Raw genomic sequence first — 20,350 nt, forward strand, 5'->3', positions numbered from 1 at the left:
AATTTGCAACCCCCGGTGCAACGCCACACCATGCTCCACCCTCCACGCGCCTACCTGTACCTCGATGCCGTGGCCCGCGCCGGTTCCATCCGCAAGGCGGCCGAGAAGCTGCACGTTGCCTCCACCGCGCTCAACCGCATGATCCTGGAGCTGGAGGAGCAAGCGGGCACGCCGCTGTTCGAGCGTCTGCCGCGCGGCGTGCGCCTGACGGCGGCGGGCGAGGTGCTGGTGCACACCGTGCGGCGTTCGCTCTCCGACCTGCGCTCGGCACAGTCGCAAATCGAGCAATTGCGCGGCCTGGTGCGCGGCACCGTGCGCCTGGGTTGCGCCGAATCGGTGGTCACCGATCTGGTGCCCAGCGCCGTGGCGCAGTATCAGGCCCAGCACCCGGGCGTGCAGTTCCAGGTGGCTTCGGGCGTCACCCACCATCTCGTGCAGCTGCTGGGCCAAGACGACGTCGAGTTGGTGCTGGTGCACGATCCGGCACCGAGCGACGACCTGCAAGTCATCAGCCGCCTGCACCAGCCGCTGTGCGCCATGGTGCGCCCCGACCACCCGCTGGCCGGACGCTCCAGCCTGCGCCTGGCCGAGTGCCAGCCCTACGCGGTGGCGCTGGGCGACCAATCGTTCGGGAGCCGTCGCCTGCTCGACGCCGTGATGGCGCGTTCGCGCATCGCCATGCGCCCGATGATCGAAGCCAGCACGGTGCAGCTGCTCAAGGAGTTCACACGGCAGACCGGCGCCATCAGTTTCCAGTTCGAGATCGGTACCCTGCAGGAAAAGCGCCGGGGCGAGCTGGTGTCGATTCCACTGGTGGATGCCGCACTCGGCCGCAGCGAGCTGGTGCTGGCGGTGCGCGAGGGCCGCCGCCTGCCCAGCGCCACACTCTCGTTCGTGGAATTGTTGGTGGGCCGTCTGGCCGAGATCACGCCCTGAGGCCGCTTTCGACGCCGGTTGACGGCCCCACTGCACACATTTCTCGCTCACCCTGAGCGAAACATTGAGCTTCCGCGCAGCACTGGTGTTCCAGATACTGCGCTGCATGAACCGCTCGATGTCCCCCCGGCAACTCCAGGTGTTCCGCCTGTCGATGGCCCACCCTGGCGACCTGTCGGCCCTCGCCGCCTTGCTGGACGACGGGCGCGTGCGCGCCGACGACGTGGTGGCGGTGATCGGCAAGACCGAGGGAAATGGCGGCGTCAACGACTTCACGCGCGGCTACTTCACCCAGAGCCTGATGCACCTGCTGGGTGAGCGCCTGGGCCGCGCGCCCGCCGAGCTGCAGGCCGAACTGCCCTGTGTGCTCTCGGGCGGCACCGAGGGCGTGCTTTCGCCGCACTACAGCGTGTTCGTGCGCACCGCTGCGGCCCACGATGCACCAGCCGGCCCGGCGCTGGCCATCGGCCGCGCCTTCAGCCCACCCACGCCGGCGGCCATGATCGGCCGCTGGGCGCAGGTGCGCGCCGTGGCCGATGCGGTGCGCCATGCCATGGCCGATGCCGGGATCGACGACCCGGCCGACGTGTGCTTCGTGCAGGTCAAAGGTCCGTGCGTGACCGCCGCCCGTGCCGCCGCGGCGCTGGCGGCCGGCCAGCAAGTCGCCAGCGCCGACCCGAACCGCTCCATGGCCTTGTCGCGGGCGGCGGGCGCCTTTGGGGTGGCGCTGGCGCTGGGCGAGATGGCCGACGACCCGGCGCTGGAGGCCGGGTTGCTGACACGTTTCGACCTCTGGTGTGGCCGCGCGGGTGTCTCCACCGGCGTGGAAGTGCAAGCCAATGAAATCGTGTTGCTGGGCCACAGCGCCGGCTGGCGCGGCCCGCTGCGCATGGCTTGCGAACCCATGGCCGACGCATTGGACCTGCCCGCCATCACCCGCGCTCTGGCGCGGCTGGGTCTGCGTGCCGAGCCCCAGCTCGGTGCACCGGAACGCGCCCGTGTGGCTGCCGCACTCGTCAAGTGCGAGCCCGACCGCCGGGGCGACGTGCGCGGCGCGCGCCACACCATGCTGGACGACACCGACATCAACGCCCAGCGCCACATCCGCGCGGCGGTGGGTGGCCTGGTGGCGGGTGCCCTGGGCGATGGACGCGTGTTCGTCTCGGGTGGCGCTGAGCACCAGGGCCCCGACGGTGGCGGGCTGGTGGCGGTGATCGCGGAGGTCGCATGAACACGGCCACGCGCGCACCGTTGTGGCAACTCGATGCCTGCGACCTGGGTGAGGCATACCGCACCGCGGCAACCACCCCGCTGGCCGTGCTGGACGCGCACCTGACACGCCTCGCTATGGTGCAGCCGGTGATCAACGCCCTGGCATGGCTCGACGCCGATGGCGCGCGCCGTGCGGCCGAAGCCAGCACCAAGCGCTGGCACCAGGGGCGGCCGCTCTCGGCGTTGGACGGCGTGCCCGTCACCGTGAAGGACAACATCCCCCTGGCTGGCCTGCCTTGCCGCTGGGGCAGCCGGCTGTGGCAAGACCACCTGCCCGAGGCGGACGAATCCCCCGTGGCCCGGCTGCGTGCGGCCGGTGCCGTGTTCCTGGGCAAGACGGCAGTGCCCGAATTCACCCTGCAGGGATACACCGGCAGCCCCGTCACCGGTGTCACCCGCAATCCGTGGGACCCGGCGCTCACGCCCGGTGGCTCCAGCGGTGGCGCGGTGGCCGCGCTGGCCGCAGGCGTGGGCGTGCTCGCGCTGGCCACTGACGGCGGTGGCTCGATCCGCCGCCCGGCCGGGCACACCGGCCTGTACGGATTCAAACCCGGGTGGGATGTGGTACCGCGCGAACATGGCCTGCCCGAGGTGCTGCCCGGCATGGAAGTCATCGGCGCGGTCACCCGGCGTGCGCGCGACCTGCCGCTGGCCATGGACGTGATCGGCTCTGCGGGCACCTGGCACGCGGCCGGTGTACCACCTCGGCGTCAGCGCATCGCCTATTGGCGCCACATTGCCGGTTCACCGGTGGACGCCGATGTGCTGGCGCGCTGCGATGACGCTGCGCAACGGCTGCGCGCACTCGGCCATGCCGTGGAAGAGGCAGACGCGCCGGCCACCATCCAGGCCTTCAACCAGCAGGCCTGGCCCGTCATCAGCACCACGGGCCTGGCCCACGTGCTGCGCGACCACCCGCGAGCAGCCGGCGAACTTTCGCCCGCGCTGGCCGCCATGTGGTCCGCCGGCCAGGCGTGGCGCGCCACCGATCTGTTCGAGGCCCAGGCTGTGGTGCGCCGCCTGGTGCGCACGCTGGCCGGCGTCTTCAGCGCGCACGACCTCGTGCTCACACCTTGCTCGGCCGCCTTGCCCTGGCCTGCCGCGGAGAGCCACCCACCTGTCATCGCCGCGCAGCCGGTGGACGGGCGCGGCCATGCCGTGTTCACCGCCTTCGCCAACGCCTCCGGTCTGCCCGCCCTGGCCCTGCCCGCCGGCCTCGCCGGGCACCTGCCTGTGGGGGTGCAACTGGTGGGGCCGGTCGAGAGCGACGCGCTGCTGCTTGCCCTGGCCCTGGAGTGGGAGCAAGCCGGCGGCTCCACAACCGAATGGCCACTGTGGCCCTGATCCTGCTTATCTGGAGTAACCCCTGACCATGTCCACTTCTCGAAAAATCGTCATCGTCGGCGCCGGCGTGGCCGGTGCCATCCTGGCGCGGCGCCTCTCCGCCCTGCCTGGCCTGTCGGTCACCTGCCTGGAACGCGTGGCGCCGGACGACCACAGCGAGGCCGGCACCGGCCTGAACGTGGGCCCCAACGCCATCAAGGCCCTGCGCGCCTGCGACCCGTCGCTGGCAGACGAAGTCATCCGGCAGAGCCTGCCCTGGGCGCGGTGGCGCACGTCGCTGGCCGACGGCACGGTGCTCTTCGACCTGCCACTGGCGCGCGTGGCCGACAACGCCGGCATCCGCATCCGCATCCGCTGGTCGGAGCTCTACCGCATCCTGCGCAGCGGCGCGGGTCCGGCCATCCGCTATGGCTGCGAGGTCACGTCCATCGGGCCGGACCCGGCCGACGCTCTCCGCACCCGGGTGAGCTGGACCGAAAACGGCATGCCGCACGCGATCGACGGCGTCGACCTGCTGATCGGCACCGACGGACGTTACTCGGCCACCCGCGCCGCCTTCTCCGGCCTGCCCGAGGCGCGGCATGTGGGGGTCGCGATTCTGCGGGTGCTGGTGCAAGACCGCAGCAACGGCCTGGTAGACGACTACGAGCAGTGGTTCAACCGCCACCACCGCCTGCTGGCCTTTCGTGTGCCGCCGGATCACATCTACATCGCCGGCACCTACCCCATCGAGTCCGGCACAGCCATTCCGGACGAGTGGAAAACGCCCGAGGGCATGCGCCGGGCCTTTTTGCCCGAAGGCCGTGAGGCTTCGCCCGCTGTGCGCTGGCTGGTGGATGCCATGTGCGAACAATCCGCCCACGCGCACTGGGCGCGCATGCAGGAATCGGACGTGCGCTTCGCGGAGCCGGTTCGGCAGGTGCTCTACCTGGGCGACAGCGCCCACGGCATGGCCCCCACGCTGGGCCAGGGCGCCACGCAGGCGATGGAAGACGCAAGCTGCGCGGCCATGTTGATCGAAGCCGCGGTGCGCGCCGGCCAGAACGAGGTTCGCCAGTGGCTGGACTCGATCGAGATCGCCCGGCGCGAGCGCATTCGCTTCGCCATGGAACTCTCGGTGCGCGCCACCGACACCATGCTGCACGGCGCCGACCCGGTGGCTGGCGCGCAATGGAAAACCGAGGCCCCCTTCATCAACGACCTCACGCGCCTGTTCCGCGACGTCGCTCTGGGCCAGCCGTCATGACCCTCCACGCTCCGTTGCAGTCCACAACACCTTATGGTGACGGCGCACTCACGCTGGGCCTGTTTCACCTCGCCATCAAGACCAGCGATCTGGTCCTCACGCGCGCCTTCTGGTGCGGCGTGATCGGATTGCGCGAGGTCGCACGGCCCGATTTTGGCTACCCCGGTGCCTGGCTGGCCTGTCCGCAACCCGGGGGCGCGGCCATCGTGCACGTCTACGCCGGCGGACCGGCGCTGGCCGGGGAGGACCTCGTGCCCAGCGGCACTGCCGCCATCGATCACATCTCGCTCGCCTGCGTGGGCTATCACGCCTACCGCGCGCGGTTTGCCGCGGCCGGCCTGGCATGGCGCGAGTTCCTCGTGCCCGGCACCACGCTGTGGCAGCTGTTCGTCTACGACCCGAGCGGTGTGCAGCTCGAGCTCACGTTCGAAGGGGCGGCCGAAACCGGGGCGCCTCCCGACATGTCCGAGGACCGCGTCTACCGCGCCGGCCACTCGTTCTTCCAACCGCCGCTCTACCCCCGGCAAACCCTTTTGTCACTTCACGGAGAAACCCGCCATGCAACGCGCTGAATTTCTTTCTCTCGCCGCCAAAGCCCTGGCAGCCCTGACCCTGAGCACCGCGCTGCTGCCGAACGCGCAGGCCGCCGACCGCGTGCGCATTGGCGTGTTCCCCTCCAGCGCCGCGCTGCCGTTCTACATCGCTCAGAACCGGGGCTACTTCAAGGCCGCCGGGCTCGAAGTGGAAGAAGTGCCCATGACCAGCCACCCGTTGACGGTACAGGCCATCGTCGCCGGCAACATCGATGGCGCGGTCAATCTGGTGACGCTTGAAGGCGCCAACATGGAATCGCGCCGTGCCAAGACGCTCAAGTACATCTCGCTCAACGGCCAGAACAGCGCCCACGTGATCGAACAGTTCGTCGTCAAGGCCAGCCACCCTGCCAAATCGCTCAAGGACTTCAAGGGCGGCACCAAGCTGTTCTCGGCCCCCGGCCCGGCCAACATCGGTGCCGCGCGTGCCGTGCTAAAGAAGCTGGGGCTGAGCGAAGGCACCGACTTCACCATCCAGGAGCAGCCGATCAACATGCACGCCAGCGTGCTGCAGGCCGGCACCTTCGACGGCGGCTACACGCTGGAGCCGGCCGCCACGATCATCGTCGCTCAGAAGGTGGGCAAGCGCGTGGAAACGGGTGTCATTGCCACCCACCTTTTGGGCAACAAGAATGCCAATGCATTCGCCGCTGGTGCCGTACTGGCCGACAAGTTCGTGAGCGAGCGGCCCGATGTGGCCAAGCGCTTCGCCGAGGCCTGGGCACGTGGCGTGAAAGAGGCGCAAAGCGACAGCAGCACACGGGGTTACCTGATCGCCGGCATGAAGGTGCCGCCGGAGCTCGCGGCCACCGTGCCTTTGCCACGCATCGTCATGGCCGCAGACCTGGCCCCCGCCGACGTGTCCGACTTCCAGAAATTCCTGGACCTCGGGGTCGAATTTGGCGTGATCAAGGACAAGGTCGATGCCAAAACCCTGGTCAAAACCTTCTGACCTCCTTCAACGGACAGCCCACGCCATGCGAGTCATGCCTTCGACCGATGCATTCCCACCTCCCTCGGCCGCCCCATCGGCCGGGGCCCACGACGACACCTCGCACCGCTGGTACCCGGTGGGTACGCACATCACGGTGCGCGGCCTCACCAAGCGCTTTGACGGCGTGACCGTCTACGACCAGTTCGACCTGGACATCCCCAAGGGCAAGATCACCTCGGTGTTCGGCCCCAATGGCTGCGGCAAGAGCACGTTGATCAACATGATCTCGGGCATCCTGCCGTACGACAACGGGCAGATTCTGTTCGAAGGCAAAGAGGCCCACGAGACCCGGATCGGCTATGTCTTCCAGAACTACCGCGAGGCGGTGTTCCCGTGGATGCGCGCCATCGACAACATCCGCTACCCCCTGCAATTTCTCGACCTCACCAAAACCGAGCGGCAGGCCATGCTGGACCAAGTGGTGGAGAGTTTTGACGTCTCCTTCGACCTCAACCGCTACCCCTACCAGATGTCAGGCGGCCAGCAGCAGTTGGTCTCCATCATGCGGGCGCTCGTGGTCAAGCCCGAGGTGCTGTTTCTGGACGAGCCCTTCTCAGCGCTGGACTACGAGATGGTGATGTTCCTGCGTGGCACGCTGCAGAAGGTGCTCAAGGAACGTTCGGTGACCACGTTGCTGGTCTCGCACGACCTGGACGAGGCCGTGCTGCTGGCCGACGAAGTGCTGCTGCTAACCAAACGCCCCACGCGCGTGGCCGAGCGGCTCGTGTTTGACGCACCACGCCCGCGCAGCGCAGACACCACTGTCACGCCCGCCTTTGTGCAAACCAAGACCCGCGCCCTTGAGGTGTTCCAGCGGGAGGTGCGCGCATGAAACTCCCATCCTGGCTCTATCGCCTGCGCCCACTGCTCGGTGTCGTCATCCTGATCGCTGGCTGGGCGCTCATCCACGCGGCCGGTGCGGTCGATCCCGTGCTGCTGCCCTCACCCGCAGAGGCCGCCAGTGCGTTCTGGAGTGGCATGACGCAAGGCACCCTGGGCGCCGACTTCGGCAAGACCATCGTGCGCACCCTGAGTTCGTTTGCCATCGCCCTCGTAGTGGCCGTGCCGATGGGTATCGTGCTGGGCGCGTCCCAACGCCTGTACGAGTCCATCGAGTTCGCCATTGACTTCTTCCGCTCCACGCCGGCCTCGGCCATGTTCCCGCTGTTCCTCGTCATTTTTGGCGCTGGCGAACAGACCAAGATCGCGGTAGCGGCCTTCGGTGCCGCGCTGGTGATTCTCTTCAACGTCGCCTACGGCGTGATGGGTGCGCGCAAGCAACGCCAGCTGGCGGCACGCGTGATGCGCGCCCCACGCTGGCGCGTCCTGACCGACGTGACATTGCTTGAGTCCATGCCACAGGTTTTCGTCGGCATGCGCTCGGGCGTGTCGCTCGCGCTGGTGATCGTCATCGTGGCCGAGATGTTCATTGGCTCCACCGACGGCCTGGGCCAGCGCGTGATGAACGCGCAAATGGTGTTCGACATGCCCGAGATGTACGCCGCGATCTTTGCAGCCGGCGCACTGGGCTACGCCATGAACCTGATCTTCATCCTGGCAGAACGCCGCTTCGTCCATTGGGGCGGCAAGTGACCCCTACCCGCGAAACCACCATGTCTTCTTCTCCCGCCATCAACCGCCCCGACGTGCTTGTCGAAGTCAACGCCGTGTTCGACACCTACGAACAGGCCCTGGTCACCAACGACGTCGCCGTGCTCGACGAGCTGTTCTGGCTGTCGCCTCTGACGCTGCGCTACGGCGCGGGCGAAAACCTCTACGGCCATGAAACCATCCAGGCCTTCCGCCAGGGACGGCCTGCGGCGAACCTGATGCGCACCGTGACGGCGCGCCATATCACCACCTTCGGCGCCGACATGGCGGTGGCCAACATCGAGTTCCGCCGCGAGGGCAGCGAACGCATCGGCCGCCAGAGCCAGACCTGGGTGCGCATGCCCGAGGGCTGGCGCGTGGTCGCGGCGCATGTGAGCCTGATGCTCTGACCATAAAAAACGCCCCTCTCAAGGGGCGTTTTTCATCGGGCAGCGGGAACACGTCATTCGGCGCGGTAGTTCGGCGCTTCCTTGGTGATCTGCACGTCGTGCACGTGGCTTTCGCGGATGCCGGCCGAGGTGATCTCGACGAACTCGGCCTTGTGCCGCATGTGCTCGATGCTCGGGCAACCGCAATAGCCCATGGCCGCGCGCAGGCCGCCGGCCATCTGGAAGATGATGGAGACCACCGAGCCCTTGTAAGGCACACGGCCTTCGATGCCTTCGGGCACCAGCTTGTCGGCATTGGGGTTGCCGGTGCTGCTTTCCTGGAAGTAGCGGTCGGCGCTGCCCTGCTGCATGGCACCGATGGAGCCCATGCCGCGGTAGCTCTTGTAGCTGCGCCCCTGGAACAGCACGATCTCGCCCGGCGCCTCTTCGGTGCCGGCGAACATGCCGCCCATCATCACGGTGTTGGCGCCGGCCGCGATGGCCTTGGCGATGTCGCCGCTGTAGCGGATGCCGCCGTCGGCAATCATCGGCACGCCCGTGCCCTGCAGGGCGGTGGCGACGCTGTCGATGGCCATGATCTGCGGCACACCGACACCGGCCACGATGCGGGTGGTGCAGATGGAGCCCGGGCCGATGCCGACCTTGACCGCATCGGCACCCGCCTCCACCAGCGCCATGGCGGCGCCACCGGTGGCGATGTTGCCGCCGATCACGTCGACCTGCGGGTAGTTCTGCTTGACCCAGCGCACGCGGTCGAGCACGCCCTTGCTGTGGCCGTGCGCGGTGTCGACCACGATGGCGTCCACGCCGGCTTTCACCAGCGCTTCCACGCGTTCTTCGGTGCCGTCGCCCACGCCCACCGCCGCGCCCACGCGCAGGCGGCCGGCGGCGTCGCGCGCGGCATTGGGGAAGTTGAGCTGTTTGGTGATGTCCTTGACCGTGATCAGGCCCTTGAGCTCGAAGGCGTCGTTCACCAGCAGCAGGCGTTCGAGCTTGTGTTTGTTGAGCAGCGTCTTGGCCTCGGCCGGCGTGGTGCCGTCGGGCATGGTGATCAGGCGCTCGCGCGGCGTCATGATCTCGCTCACCGGCAGGTCGTAACGGGTTTCAAAGCGCAGGTCACGCCCGGTCACGATGCCCACCACCTTGCCCGCGTCCACCACCGGAAAACCGGAAACGCCCAGGTCGTCCGACAGCTGCATGACCTGGCGGACCGTGGTTTGCGGAGAGATCACTACAGGATCGCGCAGCACGCCCGACTCGTAGCGCTTGACCTTGGCCACGTGCGCGGCCTGTTCCTGCGCCGTGAGGTTCTTGTGCACGATGCCGATGCCGCCTTCCTGTGCGATTGCGATCGCCAGGCGGGCTTCAGTCACAGTGTCCATGGCCGCCGAGACCAGGGGCAGGTTCAACTGGATGTTGCGGGAGAACTGGGTGGCAAGCGAGGCGTCCTTGGGCAGGACCTGGGAGTACGCTGGCACCAGCAACACGTCGTCGAAGGTGAGCGCTTTGCCGAGGAGGCGCATGGGTAAAGCTCCAAAAGCGACGATTGTAGCCGCCCGATCTGCGGGCAAACCCGCAGCCCCCTTTGCCCCGCGGCGCCATGCGGCTACCGCTCAGACGCAAAAACCTACCGCTCCTGCGCCTTGTCCGTCTCAAGCGTGCACTTGGCACATGTGGCGCTCGACCCCAGGACTAAACTCGTCGCATGCTTCACATTTCCTGCCCGATTTCCCCCTGGCGCGCCACTGTGGTCGCCGGTGTTTTGCTTGCGGCCTGCTCGCTGGCGTCCGCGCAATGGGTCTGGAAAGAAGGCGAGCGCAAGGTGTTCAGCGACACTGCGCCGCCGGTCAGCGTGCCCGAGAAGAACATCCTCAAACGCCCCGGTGGCGGCAGCCCGGTGCAGGCCGCACCTGCTGCTGAACCGGCCGCCGAAGGTGCAGCCACTGCAGCCGCACCGGCGGCCTCGGCTCCGCAAGTGCCCAAGGTGGACAAGGAACTCGAAGCCCGCAAGAAGCAGGCGGACGAGGCCGAGCAGGCGCGCGTCAAGGCCGAAGAACAACGCGTGGCCGCCGCGCGCAGCGAGAGCTGCGAACGCGCCCGCAAGGGCAAGGCCACCATGGACTCGGGCATGCGCCTGGCCACCACCAACGCCAAGGGTGAGCGCGAGATCATGGACGACAAGGCTCGCGCTGCCGAGTCGCGACGCCTGGACGACATCGTGCGCAGCGACTGCGGGCCCCTGCCCGCCTCCGCCAAAGCCCGCTGACGCAGCGGGCCCGGCCCAGGTTGGCAGGCCTTCAATAACCGGCTTTGGAGCCGGGCCGGCGGTTCGCAAACAGGCCGGTGCTGCGCGCGCCCTGTCCCACGAAACGTTCGCGCCGCGCCACCTTCGGGTCCACGCGCAGGCCGCGCACCACTTCCACCCGGTCGCCGTCGCACAGCACCCACTCCCATTCGGCCTGGCGACCCCAGACGCCCACCGTGAGCATGTCGCGCTGGATTTCGGGAAAACGCGCCAGCCAGCCCGCGGCCGACAAGGCCTGGCCCAGCGTGCAGCCGTCCGGCGCAGCGTCCAGCGTGGTCTCGTGCACGAGGCGCGGTGCGCTGGCGTACACCAGGGTGATCTTCATCTTTCGCGCGCTCAGTCGGTGCCGTAGACCTGGTCGGCGCGTTTGACGAAAGCGTCCACCAGGCTGCCTGCGATCTTGTCGAACACAGGGCCAACCAGCGCGGCCAGCGCCGTGCTGGAGAAGCCGTAGCTCAGCTGGAAGTCGACCTTGCAGGCGTTCTGGCTGCCGTCGCCCAGCGGCGTGAACTGCCAGACGCCATCGAGCTGGGAGAACGGCCCGTCGACCAGCTCCATGGTGAGCTTGCGATCGGTTTCGTGCGTGTTGCGGGTGGTGAAGCTCTGGCGCAGGCCGCTGAACGCGATGCCCACGCGGGCCACGACGCCGGTGGCCGTGGTTTCGATCACATCACCCTGGTCGCACCAGGGCAGGAACTGCGGATAACGTTCGATGTCGGTGACCAACGCGAACATTTCGGGTGCGCTGTGCCAGAGCAGAACGGACTTGTGAATGGTTTTCATACAATCCGGGTCATTGTATTGGCCTGATACGGCCGCAACTTCCACTTCATGGCCACCAAAAGCAGCAAAGACTCCACCACCAAAGGCGTTGACAGTCGCATCGCCGAGAACCGCAAGGCACTCTTCAACTACGCCATCGAAGAGCGCTTCGAGGCCGGCATGGTGCTGGAAGGCTGGGAGGTCAAGGCCTTGCGCGAGGGCAAGGTGCAACTCACCGACGGTTATGTCGTGGTGCGCGAGGGCGAGCTGTTCCTCATCGGCTGCCAGATCAACCCGCTGCACACGGCCTCTTCCCACGTCAGCCCGGACGCGGTGCGCACCAAGAAACTGCTGCTGCACAAGGATCAGATCCGCCGCCTCACCGGCAAGGTCGAGCAGAAGGGCTACGCGTTGGTGCCGCTGAACCTGCACTGGAAAACCGGCAAGGTGAAGTGCGAGATCGCGCTGGGCCGCGGCAAGGCCGAACACGACAAGCGCGACACCATCAAGGACCGCGAAGGCAAGCGCGAAGTCGAGCGCGTGATGAAGTCCAACCGGCGCTGAGCGCCGGCGCGCCGAAGCGCGCGCCCTGCCTCAGCGGCCTCAGCCCAGGTGTTTCAACGGATGCGCGTCGGCGCTCCAGGGACTGTCAAAGAACGCCGCCACCTCGGCCGCACTCACGTCTTCGATGCGTGCCGGGCTCCACTTGGGCGCGTGGTCCTTGTCCACCGCCAGGGCGCGGATGCCCTCCACGGTTTCGCTGGCCGCGCCCGGGCGCAGGTGGAAGCAGCGGTACACCATGTCGCGCTCCATGCGCAGGTCGTCGGCCAGACCCATGCCGCGCGCACGCCGGATCTGCTCCAGCACCACGTGCAGCATCAGCGGCGAGCGCTGGCGCAGCTTGGTGGCGGTGTCGCGCGCCCAGTCGCTGTCGGTGGTATCGAGCGCGGCCATGATCTGCGGCATGCCGGGCAGGCCGAAGATGCGCTCCAGCTCCGTGGCGTTCCAGGGCGCTGGCGCGGCGGTGGTGCTGAGGTGGCTGGCGCACCAGCGCTCCACCGAAGCACCGTTCTCGAACGGCGTGCGCTCCAGCGAGGCCCACAGGCCGGGCAGGCGCCCGGAATCGATGAATCCGTCGGCCAGGCCGGCGCTGATGGCTTCGCGGCCCTGCAGCATGCGCCCGGTCAGCGCCAGGTACTCGCCCAGACGCCCGGCGCAGCGGCTCAGGAAATAACCACCGCCCACATCGGGGAACAGGCCGATGGCCGTCTCGGGCATGGCCATCTTGCTGCGCTCGGTGACGATGCGCAGGCTCGCGCCCTGGCTGATGCCCATGCCGCCGCCCATGACGATGCCATCCATGAGGGCGATGTAGGGTTTGGGGTAGGTGTGCACCAGGTGGTTGAGGGCGTACTCCTCGGTGAAGAACGCCTCCAGCGCGGCATCACCGGCCAGCGCGGCCTTGTGGAAGAAGCGGATGTCGCCACCGGCGCAGAAGGTGCCGAAGGGCGCTTCCTTGCCCACCCCGCGCACGACCACCGCGAGCACCGTGTCGTCGTCGCGCCAGGCCTGCAGGGCCTGGGTCAGGCTGCGCACCATCTCGAGCGACAGCGCGTTCAGCGCCTTGGGCCGGTTCAGGGTGAGGCAGCCGACGCGGCCGCGGACTTCGGCGATGACGTGGGATTCGGGGGTGGTGGTGGAGCTCATCTTCGGTCTTTCCGGTTCGTTCGTTCGGGTCGTCGTTCAGTGAGGGGGTGGTGTTTCCAGGGTCTGGATGCGTGGTGTGCCGCTGCGCGAGCGCCAGCCCAGCAGCTCGTTCATCACCAGGGCACCGATGACCAGCGAGCCGCCGGACAAGACCTCGGGCCCCGGTGCTTCACCCGCGCCCAGCCAGGCCAGCAGAATGCCGAAAACCACCTCCAGCAAGGCCAGCAGGGAAACCTCGGGGGCCTTGAGCGAGCGGGCGCAGACCATAGCCAGCGCACAGGGTATGGCCAGCTGCACCAGGCCCAGCAGGGCCAGCCAGGCGATGTCTCCGGCGGTGGCCACAAAGGGCAAGGCCAGCGGCAGCGTCATCAACGAAGACAACACGCCACCCAGCAGCACCGAGGGCATGAGGTCGATCTTTTGACCGTGGCTCTGGCTGCGTTGTACCACCGTCCAGTTGATGGCACCGGCGAGCGGCACGCACAGGGCCACCAGCGAGCCCACCACCAGCCCGCTGGTCTGCGTGCCGGGTTCGGCCAGGGCCTGCAGGAACTGGCTGCCGTACATGTAGACGATGCCGGCGCCTGCGGCCACGATGGCCAGCCAGGTGCGCAGCGCCAGCCGGTGGCCGATCAGCACCCGCGCCAGCAAGGCGGTGAAGAGCGGGCCGACCGACATGATGATGAGCACGTTGGCCACGGTGGTGAAACTCAGCGCCAGCATGAAGGCGGTGAACATCACCGACCAGCAGGCGCCCGAGATCCAGAACGCCCGCGAGCGGTGCAGCACGCCCCAGTGTCGCTCCAGCGCGCCTTGCGCCGGATCGTCGGCGATGCGCCCGTCGGCGCGGTCTGCCGCGCGCCACCACGGCAGGATGACCAGCATCGAGAGCGCGGCGAACGCGCTGCGCCAGAAGGTGATCTCGAAGGCCGCGGCCGACTCCAGCTGGCGCGCGACCACCCCCGCGATCGACCACATCAGGGTGACCGCAATCATCAGAAAGACCGCCTGCGTGTGCGTCAGGCGACCGAGGGCACGGAACGGCATGAACGGCTCAATTCGAAAAAAAGGCCGCGTCCCGGGGGACGGCGGCCTGTGCAGGTCGATCAGTTGTCGCGGCTGGCGCGCTTGCGCTCATGCTCCTTCAGGTGGCGCTTGCGCAGGCGCACGCTCTTGGGCGTGATCTCGACCAGCTCGTCGTCCTCGATGAACTCGACGCCGTATTCCAGCGTGAGGTCGATCGGGGGCGTGATCTTGATCGCGTCTTCCTTGCCGCTGACGCGGAAGTTGGTCAGCTGCTTGGTGCGGGTGGCGTTCACCACCAGGTCGTTGTCGCGGCTGTGGATGCCGACGATCATGCCTTCGTACACCGGGTCGTTCGCCTTCACGAACATGCGGCCGCGGTCGTCCAGCTTCCCCAGTGCGTAGGTGAAGATTTCACCGTCGTCCATCGAGATCAGCACACCGTTCTTGCGGCCACCGATGTCGCCCTTGTGCGGCTCGTAGCTGTCGAAGATGTTGGAGATCAGGCCGGAACCACGCGTCAGGTTCAGGAATTCGTTGGTGAAGCCGATCAGGCCACGCGCCGGAATGCGGTACTCCAGGCGCACGCGGCCACGGCCGTCCGGCTCCATGTTCACCAGCTCGCCCTTGCGCTCGCCCAGCGCCTGCATCACACCACCCTGGTGGCCTTCTTCGATGTCGGCGGTGACCATTTCAATCGGCTCGTGCCGTTCGCCGTCGACGGTGCGGAACACCACGCGCGGCTTGGACACGGCGATTTCGTAACCTTCGCGGCGCATCTCTTCCAGCAGGATGGTCAGGTGCAGTTCACCGCGGCCGGCGACTTCAAAGATGCCGTCTTCGTCGGTTTCCTTGACGCGCAGGGCCACGTTGGAACGCAGTTCCTTCTGCAGGCGGTCCCAGATCTGGCGGCTGGTGACGAACTTGCCTTCGCGACCGGCCAGGGGCGAGGTGTTGACGCAGACGTTCATGGTCAGCGTGGGTTCGTCGATCTTCAGCATCGGCAGCGGCAGGGGGTTGCCCGGCTCGGTGATGGTTTCACCGATGCCGACGTTTTCAATGCCGTTGATCAACACGATTTCGCTCGGGCCGGCTTCCGTCACCTGCACACGGTCGATGCCCTGGAAGGTGTGGATCTGGTTGATGCGGCCCTTGTACGAAGGACCGTCCGGGCCGGCCATGACCAGCACGTCCATCGGCGCCTTGAGCGTGCCGGAGGTGATGCGGCCGACGCCGATACGGCCGACGAAGGTGGAGTAGTCCAGCGCAGAAATCTGCATCTGCAGCGGCGCCGTGGCATCACCCTTGGTGGTCGGCACGTGCTTCAGGATGGTGTTGAACAGGGCCGACATGTCGGCGCCCCATTGCTCACCGGGAGCGCCCTCTTCCAGCGACGACCAGCCGTTGATGCCCGAGGCATACACCACCGGGAAATCGAGCTGTTCGTCGGTTGCGCCGAGTTTGTCGAACAGGTCGAAGGCGGCGTTGACCACGTAGTCCGGGCGGGCTCCCGGCTTGTCGACCTTGTTCACCACCAGGATCGGCTTGAGGCCCAGCGCCAGCGCCTTCTTGGTCACGAAGCGCGTCTGCGGCATCGGGCCTTCCTGCGCGTCGATCAGCAGCACCACACCGTCCACCATGGACAGGGCACGTTCCACTTCACCGCCGAAGTCCGCGTGGCCGGGGGTGTCGAGGATGTTGATGTGCGTGCCTTCCCAGCTCACGGCGCAGTTCTTGGCCAGGATGGTGATGCCACGCTCGCGTTCGATGGCGTTGTTGTCCATCACGGTGTCGACCACTTTTTCGTGTTCGGCGAAGGTGCCCGACTGGCGCAGCAGTTGGTCCACCATGGTGGTTTTGCCATGGTCGACGTGGGCGATGATGGCGATGTTGCGGATTTGTTTGCTCATGTTGAGAGTTCCGGTGAATTGTCCAGGATTTGCTGTATTTCAGAAGGGCTCAGCAGCCGCCCCGGGATGAGTTCGCCGGCCTTGGTATGGGCACTGCCCAACAAGACCGGCTCGGGTATGTGCGGGTCGGGAGGCTTGCCCGGCATGGGCCCGAACACCGCCACACGCGCGTGGTCTTCCCAGTCGCCGCGGCGGCGCAGCCCGCTCAGGAACCGCCCCGCATGCTCGCTGTCCAGCGTGACGCGCTCGTGTCCTGCAAGCAAGGCCTGTACCGGCAACAAACGCTCGAGGCGTTCGCGTTCGTTCAACGCCTCCAGGGCATCGAGGGTGATGCACTGGGTGCTGTCGAACGGGCCGGTGGCGATGCGGCGCAACATGCTGAGATGGCCGCCGCAGCCCAGGGCTTCGGCAATGTCTTCGCCCAGGGTGCGGATGTAGGTGCCTTTGCTGCAGCACACGCGCAGGCGCAACTGCGGCGTGTCGCCCTGCAACTGCATGTCGAGGAGCTCCAGGTCGTGGATCACCACGTGGCGCGGCTCACGCTCGACGGTTTCGCCGTCGCGCGCGTATTCGTAGAGCGGTTTGCCGTCCTTCTTGAGCGCGCTGTGCATGGGCGGCACCTGGGAGATGGGGCCCATGAAACTATCCAGCACCTCGACCACCTGGCCGACCGTGCAAGTGACGGGCCGGGTTTCGATGACATCGCCCTCGGCATCACCAGTGCGGGTCTTCACGCCCAGGCGCACCGTGGTTTCGTAGGTCTTGTCGGCATCGAGGTGAAGCTGGCTGAACTTGGTGGCGGCACCAAAGCACAGCGGCAGCACGCCGCTGGCCAGCGGGTCCAGCGTGCCGGTATGGCCGGCTTTCTCGGCGCGCAGCAACCACTTGGCCTTTTGCAAGGCCTGATTGCTGGAGAGACCCAGCGGTTTGTCGAGCAGCAGCACCCCATGCACAGGGCGCCGCTGCACCCTGGTGCGTGGCGCGTGCATCGTCACTCCTCTTTTGAGCGGGACGAGACGGCCTTGGAGATCAATGCATTCATGTCGGCCGCACGTTCTGTGGTGCGGTCGAACACAAAGTGCAGCGTCGGCACGGTGTGGATGTGCAGGCGCTTGAACAGGCCGTTGCGCAGGAACCCGGCAGCGGCGTTGAGGCCTTGCTGGGTTTCCTCGGCGTCACCGGTGAGCAGGCTGAAGAAGACCTTGGCGTGTGCGTAGTCGGGCGTGACTTCGACCGCATTGATCGTCACCATGCCCACCCGCGGGTCCTTGAGCTCGCGCGCGATCAGCTCGGCCAGATCGCGCTGGATCTGGTCGGCCACGCGGAAACCGCGGTTGGGTGTGGATGAAGCTTTGCGGACCATCGTGCTTACAGCGTACGCGCCACTTCCTTGACCTCAAAGAACTCGAGCTGGTCGCCCTCTTTGATGTCGTTGTAGTTCTTCAGCTTGATACCGCACTCGAAGCCTTCCTTGACTTCGCGCACATCGTCCTTGAGGCGCTTGAGCGTGTCGATCTCGCCGGTATAGACCACCACGTTCTCGCGCAGCAGGCGGAAGTGCGAGTTGCGGGTGACCATGCCGGAGGTGACCATACAGCCCGCCACCGTACCGATCTTGGAGGCCACGAACACGGTACGGATCTCGGCCGCGCCGATGACCTCTTCGCGCTTCTCGGGTGCCAGCATGCCGGACATGGCTGCCTTCAGATCGTCCACGGCGTCGTAGATGATGTTGTAGTAGCGCAGGTCGACATCGTTGCCTTCGGCCAGCTTGCGTGCACCCACGTCGGCGCGCACGTTGAAGCCGATCACCACTGCCTTGGAGGCGATGGCCAGGTTGACGTCGGACTCGCTGATGCCACCCACACCGGCAAACACCAGCTGCACCTTGACCTCTTCGGTCGAGAGCTTGAGCAGCGATGCGGCGAGCGCTTCCTGCGAGCCTTGCACGTCGGCCTTGACGATGATGGGCAGCAGCTTGACCTCGCCCGCCGACATGTCGGAGAACATGTTCTCCAGCTTGGCGGCCTGTTGCTTGGCCAGCTTGGTGTTGCGGAACTTGCCGGCACGGTAGGTGGCGATTTCGCGCGCACGGCGCTCGTCGGTCATCACCATGAAGTCGTCACCGGCCTGCGGCACTTCCGACAGACCCTGGATTTCCACCGGGATCGACGGGCCAGCCGCCTTGATCGTCTTGCCGTTTTCGTCCAGCATGGCACGCACGCGGCCCGAGGTCTGTCCGACCAGGATCACATCGCCGGTCTTGAGCGTGCCGCTCTGCACCAGCACCGTGGCCACCGCGCCGCGGCCCTTGTCCAGGCGCGCTTCGATCACCAGGCCCTTGGCCATGGCATCCACCGGCGCCTTGAGTTCCAGCACTTCGGCCTGCAGCAGCACCTGCTCCAGCAAAGCGTCGATGCCGGCGCCGGTCTTGGCCGACACGCCCACGAAGGGGGTGTCGCCACCGAACTCTTCGGGCACGACTTCTTCGGCGATCAGCTCGGAACGCACCTTCTCCAGGTTGATGCTGGGCTTGTCGGTCTTGGTGATCGCAACCACGATCGGCACACCAGCCGCTTTCGCGTGCTTGATGGCTTCCTTGGTCTGCGGCATGACGCCATCGTCCGCGGCGCAGACCAGGATCACGATGTCGGTGGCCTGGGCACCACGGGCACGCATGGCGGTGAACGCCTCGTGACCCGGGGTGTCGAGGAAGGAGATCATGCCGCGCTCGGTCTGCACGTGGTACGCGCCGATGTGCTGCGTGATGCCGCCGGCTTCGCCCGAGGCGACCTTGGCACGGCGGATGTAGTCCAGCAGCGAGGTCTTGCCGTGGTCCACGTGGCCCATGACGGTGACCACCGGTGCGCGAGGCAGCAATTCCGCTTCCTGTTGCGATGCTTCGTCGTCGGTGAACGCTTCCGGATCGTCCAGCGCGGCCACCAGGGCCTTGTGGCCCAGTTCTTCCACCACGATCATGGCGGTGTCCTGGTCCAGCGGCTGGTTGATGGTGACCATCTGGCCCAGCTTCATCAGCTGCTTGATGACTTCGGACGACTTCAGGCTCATCTTGTGCGCCAGCTCGGCCACCGTGATGGTCTCCGGCACGTGCACTTCGATCTGCTTGAACTCGGTCGGCGCCACGAAGCTGCTCTGGCCGCTGTCACGCGAATCGCGCGAGTCGCGACGGCCACGCGGGCCACCACGCCAGTTGGAGCGGCCTGCGCTGGTGTCGCCGCGGGTCTTGATTTCCTTGCGCTTGGCCGCGTCGTCCTTCCAGGTGGAAGACAGGTTCTCGGACTTGACCTCTTTCTTGCCGGCCGCGCCAGCGGCGCCAGCCGTGCCTGCAGCCGCGGTGCCGGCGGGCTTGCCCGGGGTACCGGCAGGCTTGTGCAGCGTGCCCTTGATGCCGGCCTTGGGGTCGGGCGTTGGCTCGGGTTTCTTTGCCACCAGGGTCTTGGCCGGGGCGGACATCATCGCGCGGATGTTGGCGGCTTCGGCTTCGGCCTTGCGGCGGCGTTCGATCAGATCCTGCGCACGCAGTTCTTCGGCCCGCTTGGCTTCGGCGTTCTTCTCGGCCAGCACGCGTGCAGCGGACTCACGCTCCAGCGATTCGGTCTTGGCCTGGGCTTCCTGGCTGGCCCTGGCAGCCGCGGCTTCGGCAATGCCTTCCGGCGTGACGGCCTCGGCCTTGGCGCGGGCCGCGCTCTCGGCGGCTTCGGCGGCGGCCACGCGCTCCTGTTCGGCTTGCGCCTGGGCGGCGGCCTGGCGGGCCTCTTCGGCTTCGCGCGCCTGGCGCTTCTGGGTCAGTTCTTCTTCCTGGCGGCGCAGCAGCTCGGCCTGGCGGCGCGCGTCTTCCTCGCGGCGTGCCAGTTCTTCGGCGTCCACCACCGGCGCAGCCGGCTCGGGCTCGGCCGCTTCGGGCACCGCCACCTCATCGTCGCGCTTGATGAAGGTGCGCTTCTTGCGCACTTCCACCTGAATGGTGCGGGCACGCCCCGTTGCATCGGCCTGCTTGATTTCAGAGGTCGATTTCTTGACGAGCGTGATCTTCTTGCGCTCACCGCCGGCCGTGCCGTGGCTGGCCTTGAGGTGGCCGAGCAAGGACTGCTTGTCGGCATCGGTGAGCCTGTCGGTCCCGGATGTCTTGGGCACCCCCGCCGCGGAGAGTTGCTCCAGCAGGACGTTGGTGGGCTTGTTCAGCTCGGCCGCAAATTCGGCGACGGTGGTACTTGTCATGGGTTCTCTTCTCCGCGTA

The 20,350-nt window shown here is 67.1% G+C and carries 20 protein-coding genes; 11 read left to right on the plus strand and 9 right to left on the minus strand.

Annotation, left to right across the window (positions count from 1 at the left end; genetic code table 11):
- The first annotated feature begins 30 nt into the window (after positions 1-30).
- The 9 genes from HPA01S_RS01690 (at position 31) to hpxZ (ending at position 8,385) form a co-directional block, all read left to right on the plus strand.
- The gene (locus HPA01S_RS01690) at positions 31-936 is read left to right on the plus strand and encodes a LysR family transcriptional regulator (RefSeq protein WP_066266196.1); all 906 of its coding nucleotides are present in this window, start codon (positions 31-33) and stop codon (positions 934-936) included.
- A gap of 106 nt (positions 937-1,042) precedes the next feature.
- Positions 1,043-2,167: a cyanuric acid amidohydrolase gene (atzD, locus tag HPA01S_RS01695; protein WP_066266198.1), complete on the plus strand. Its 1,125-nt coding sequence runs from the start codon at positions 1,043-1,045 to the stop codon at positions 2,165-2,167.
- Positions 2,164-3,552: an amidase gene (locus HPA01S_RS01700; protein WP_066265801.1), complete on the plus strand. Its 1,389-nt coding sequence runs from the start codon at positions 2,164-2,166 to the stop codon at positions 3,550-3,552. Before atzD ends, HPA01S_RS01700 begins: the two co-directional genes overlap by 4 nt.
- A gap of 28 nt (positions 3,553-3,580) precedes the next feature.
- A complete protein-coding gene (locus tag HPA01S_RS01705) occupies positions 3,581-4,798 on the plus strand; it encodes an FAD-dependent monooxygenase (protein WP_066265803.1) in 1,218 nt (405 codons plus the stop codon).
- Positions 4,795-5,370 carry a VOC family protein gene (locus HPA01S_RS01710; RefSeq protein ID WP_066265805.1) on the plus strand — a complete coding sequence of 192 codons (576 nt, stop codon included), beginning with the start codon at positions 4,795-4,797 and terminating at the stop codon, positions 5,368-5,370. Before HPA01S_RS01705 ends, HPA01S_RS01710 begins: the two co-directional genes overlap by 4 nt.
- Entirely contained in the window at positions 5,357-6,343 is a 987-nt protein-coding gene (locus HPA01S_RS01715) for an ABC transporter substrate-binding protein (protein ID WP_066265807.1), read from the plus strand. The genes HPA01S_RS01710 and HPA01S_RS01715 overlap by 14 nt, the downstream gene beginning before the upstream one ends.
- 25 nt (positions 6,344-6,368) lie before the next feature.
- Positions 6,369-7,217 carry an ABC transporter ATP-binding protein gene (locus tag HPA01S_RS01720; RefSeq protein ID WP_157084861.1) on the plus strand — a complete coding sequence of 283 codons (849 nt, stop codon included), beginning with the start codon at positions 6,369-6,371 and terminating at the stop codon, positions 7,215-7,217.
- Positions 7,214-7,978, plus strand: a complete 765-nt coding sequence (locus HPA01S_RS01725; RefSeq protein ID WP_066265809.1) for an ABC transporter permease — start codon at positions 7,214-7,216, stop codon at positions 7,976-7,978. The genes HPA01S_RS01720 and HPA01S_RS01725 overlap by 4 nt, the downstream gene beginning before the upstream one ends.
- Positions 7,979-7,998: 20 nt before the next feature.
- Positions 7,999-8,385, plus strand: coding sequence for an oxalurate catabolism protein HpxZ (gene hpxZ, locus HPA01S_RS01730; RefSeq protein WP_066265815.1), 387 nt, complete (start codon positions 7,999-8,001; stop codon positions 8,383-8,385).
- Positions 8,386-8,438: 53 nt separating this feature from the next.
- Here hpxZ and guaB read toward each other — a convergent pair whose 3' ends face one another.
- Positions 8,439-9,908 carry an IMP dehydrogenase gene (gene guaB / locus HPA01S_RS01735; RefSeq protein WP_066265817.1) on the minus strand — a complete coding sequence of 490 codons (1,470 nt, stop codon included), beginning with the start codon at positions 9,906-9,908 and terminating at the stop codon, positions 8,439-8,441.
- 182 nt (positions 9,909-10,090) lie between these two features.
- Here guaB and HPA01S_RS01740 point away from each other — a divergent pair, with 182 nt between their 5' ends.
- A complete protein-coding gene (locus HPA01S_RS01740) occupies positions 10,091-10,651 on the plus strand; it encodes a DUF4124 domain-containing protein (RefSeq protein WP_174525269.1) in 561 nt (186 codons plus the stop codon).
- A gap of 31 nt (positions 10,652-10,682) precedes the next feature.
- Here the strand turns inward: HPA01S_RS01740 and HPA01S_RS01745 are convergent, their stop codons facing one another.
- Complete coding sequence (locus HPA01S_RS01745) at positions 10,683-11,015, minus strand: RnfH family protein (RefSeq protein WP_066265819.1); 333 nt, start codon at positions 11,013-11,015, stop codon at positions 10,683-10,685.
- Positions 11,016-11,026: 11 nt separating this feature from the next.
- Positions 11,027-11,473, minus strand: a complete 447-nt coding sequence (locus HPA01S_RS01750; RefSeq protein WP_066265825.1) for a type II toxin-antitoxin system RatA family toxin — start codon at positions 11,471-11,473, stop codon at positions 11,027-11,029.
- Between the two features lie 48 nt (positions 11,474-11,521).
- On the opposite strand from HPA01S_RS01750, the gene smpB reads away from it, so the two are divergent.
- Positions 11,522-12,016: an SsrA-binding protein SmpB gene (gene smpB, locus HPA01S_RS01755; RefSeq protein ID WP_066265827.1), complete on the plus strand. Its 495-nt coding sequence runs from the start codon at positions 11,522-11,524 to the stop codon at positions 12,014-12,016.
- Between the two features lie 39 nt (positions 12,017-12,055).
- Here the strand turns inward: smpB and HPA01S_RS01760 are convergent, their stop codons facing one another.
- The 6 genes from HPA01S_RS01760 to infB are packed head-to-tail and all read right to left on the minus strand — an operon-like array spanning position 12,056 to position 20,331.
- Positions 12,056-13,159 (minus strand): enoyl-CoA hydratase/isomerase family protein, encoded by a 1,104-nt coding sequence (locus HPA01S_RS01760; RefSeq protein WP_066265829.1) that lies wholly within the window; start codon positions 13,157-13,159, stop codon positions 12,056-12,058.
- Positions 13,160-13,195: 36 nt separating this feature from the next.
- Positions 13,196-14,206, minus strand: coding sequence for a DMT family transporter (locus HPA01S_RS01765; RefSeq protein ID WP_066265834.1), 1,011 nt, complete (start codon positions 14,204-14,206; stop codon positions 13,196-13,198).
- A gap of 59 nt (positions 14,207-14,265) precedes the next feature.
- A complete protein-coding gene (typA, locus tag HPA01S_RS01770) occupies positions 14,266-16,092 on the minus strand; it encodes a translational GTPase TypA (protein WP_066265838.1) in 1,827 nt (608 codons plus the stop codon).
- The gene (gene truB / locus HPA01S_RS01775) at positions 16,089-17,081 is read right to left on the minus strand and encodes a tRNA pseudouridine(55) synthase TruB (protein ID WP_066265839.1); all 993 of its coding nucleotides are present in this window, start codon (positions 17,079-17,081) and stop codon (positions 16,089-16,091) included. Before truB ends, typA begins: the two co-directional genes overlap by 4 nt.
- A 2-nt stretch (positions 17,082-17,083) precedes the next feature.
- Positions 17,084-17,455, minus strand: a complete 372-nt coding sequence (gene rbfA, locus HPA01S_RS01780) for a 30S ribosome-binding factor RbfA (RefSeq protein WP_066265841.1) — start codon at positions 17,453-17,455, stop codon at positions 17,084-17,086.
- Between the two features lie 5 nt (positions 17,456-17,460).
- Positions 17,461-20,331 carry a translation initiation factor IF-2 gene (infB, locus tag HPA01S_RS01785; protein WP_066265845.1) on the minus strand — a complete coding sequence of 957 codons (2,871 nt, stop codon included), beginning with the start codon at positions 20,329-20,331 and terminating at the stop codon, positions 17,461-17,463.
- Positions 20,332-20,350 lie beyond the last annotated feature (19 nt).

This window comes from Hydrogenophaga palleronii NBRC 102513 (genome assembly GCF_001571225.1).
In the GTDB taxonomy this organism is placed as follows: Bacteria; Pseudomonadota; Gammaproteobacteria; order Burkholderiales; family Burkholderiaceae_C; genus Hydrogenophaga; species Hydrogenophaga palleronii.

Excerpts from the sequence above, each read along its gene's own strand:
- HPA01S_RS01710 (WP_066265805.1), top strand. The coding sequence starts at position 4,795 with ATGACCCTCCACGCTCCGTTGCAGTCCACAACACCTTATGGTGACGGC.
- truB (WP_066265839.1), bottom strand. The coding sequence starts at position 17,081 with ATGCACGCGCCACGCACCAGGGTGCAGCGGCGCCCTGTGCATGGGGTG.
- rbfA (WP_066265841.1), bottom strand. The coding sequence starts at position 17,455 with ATGGTCCGCAAAGCTTCATCCACACCCAACCGCGGTTTCCGCGTGGCC.
- infB (WP_066265845.1), bottom strand. The coding sequence starts at position 20,331 with ATGACAAGTACCACCGTCGCCGAATTTGCGGCCGAGCTGAACAAGCCC.
- HPA01S_RS01760 (WP_066265829.1), bottom strand. The coding sequence starts at position 13,159 with ATGAGCTCCACCACCACCCCCGAATCCCACGTCATCGCCGAAGTCCGC.
- HPA01S_RS01690 (WP_066266196.1), top strand. The coding sequence starts at position 31 with ATGCTCCACCCTCCACGCGCCTACCTGTACCTCGATGCCGTGGCCCGC.
- atzD (WP_066266198.1), top strand. The coding sequence starts at position 1,043 with ATGAACCGCTCGATGTCCCCCCGGCAACTCCAGGTGTTCCGCCTGTCG.
- HPA01S_RS01765 (WP_066265834.1), bottom strand. The coding sequence starts at position 14,206 with ATGCCGTTCCGTGCCCTCGGTCGCCTGACGCACACGCAGGCGGTCTTT.
- HPA01S_RS01720 (WP_157084861.1), top strand. The coding sequence starts at position 6,369 with ATGCGAGTCATGCCTTCGACCGATGCATTCCCACCTCCCTCGGCCGCC.
- HPA01S_RS01745 (WP_066265819.1), bottom strand. The coding sequence starts at position 11,015 with ATGAAGATCACCCTGGTGTACGCCAGCGCACCGCGCCTCGTGCACGAG.
- smpB (WP_066265827.1), top strand. The coding sequence starts at position 11,522 with ATGGCCACCAAAAGCAGCAAAGACTCCACCACCAAAGGCGTTGACAGT.
- HPA01S_RS01705 (WP_066265803.1), top strand. The coding sequence starts at position 3,581 with ATGTCCACTTCTCGAAAAATCGTCATCGTCGGCGCCGGCGTGGCCGGT.
- HPA01S_RS01725 (WP_066265809.1), top strand. The coding sequence starts at position 7,214 with ATGAAACTCCCATCCTGGCTCTATCGCCTGCGCCCACTGCTCGGTGTC.
- hpxZ (WP_066265815.1), top strand. The coding sequence starts at position 7,999 with ATGTCTTCTTCTCCCGCCATCAACCGCCCCGACGTGCTTGTCGAAGTC.
- typA (WP_066265838.1), bottom strand. The coding sequence starts at position 16,092 with ATGAGCAAACAAATCCGCAACATCGCCATCATCGCCCACGTCGACCAT.
- HPA01S_RS01740 (WP_174525269.1), top strand. The coding sequence starts at position 10,091 with ATGCTTCACATTTCCTGCCCGATTTCCCCCTGGCGCGCCACTGTGGTC.
- HPA01S_RS01700 (WP_066265801.1), top strand. The coding sequence starts at position 2,164 with ATGAACACGGCCACGCGCGCACCGTTGTGGCAACTCGATGCCTGCGAC.
- guaB (WP_066265817.1), bottom strand. The coding sequence starts at position 9,908 with ATGCGCCTCCTCGGCAAAGCGCTCACCTTCGACGACGTGTTGCTGGTG.
- HPA01S_RS01715 (WP_066265807.1), top strand. The coding sequence starts at position 5,357 with ATGCAACGCGCTGAATTTCTTTCTCTCGCCGCCAAAGCCCTGGCAGCC.
- HPA01S_RS01750 (WP_066265825.1), bottom strand. The coding sequence starts at position 11,473 with ATGAAAACCATTCACAAGTCCGTTCTGCTCTGGCACAGCGCACCCGAA.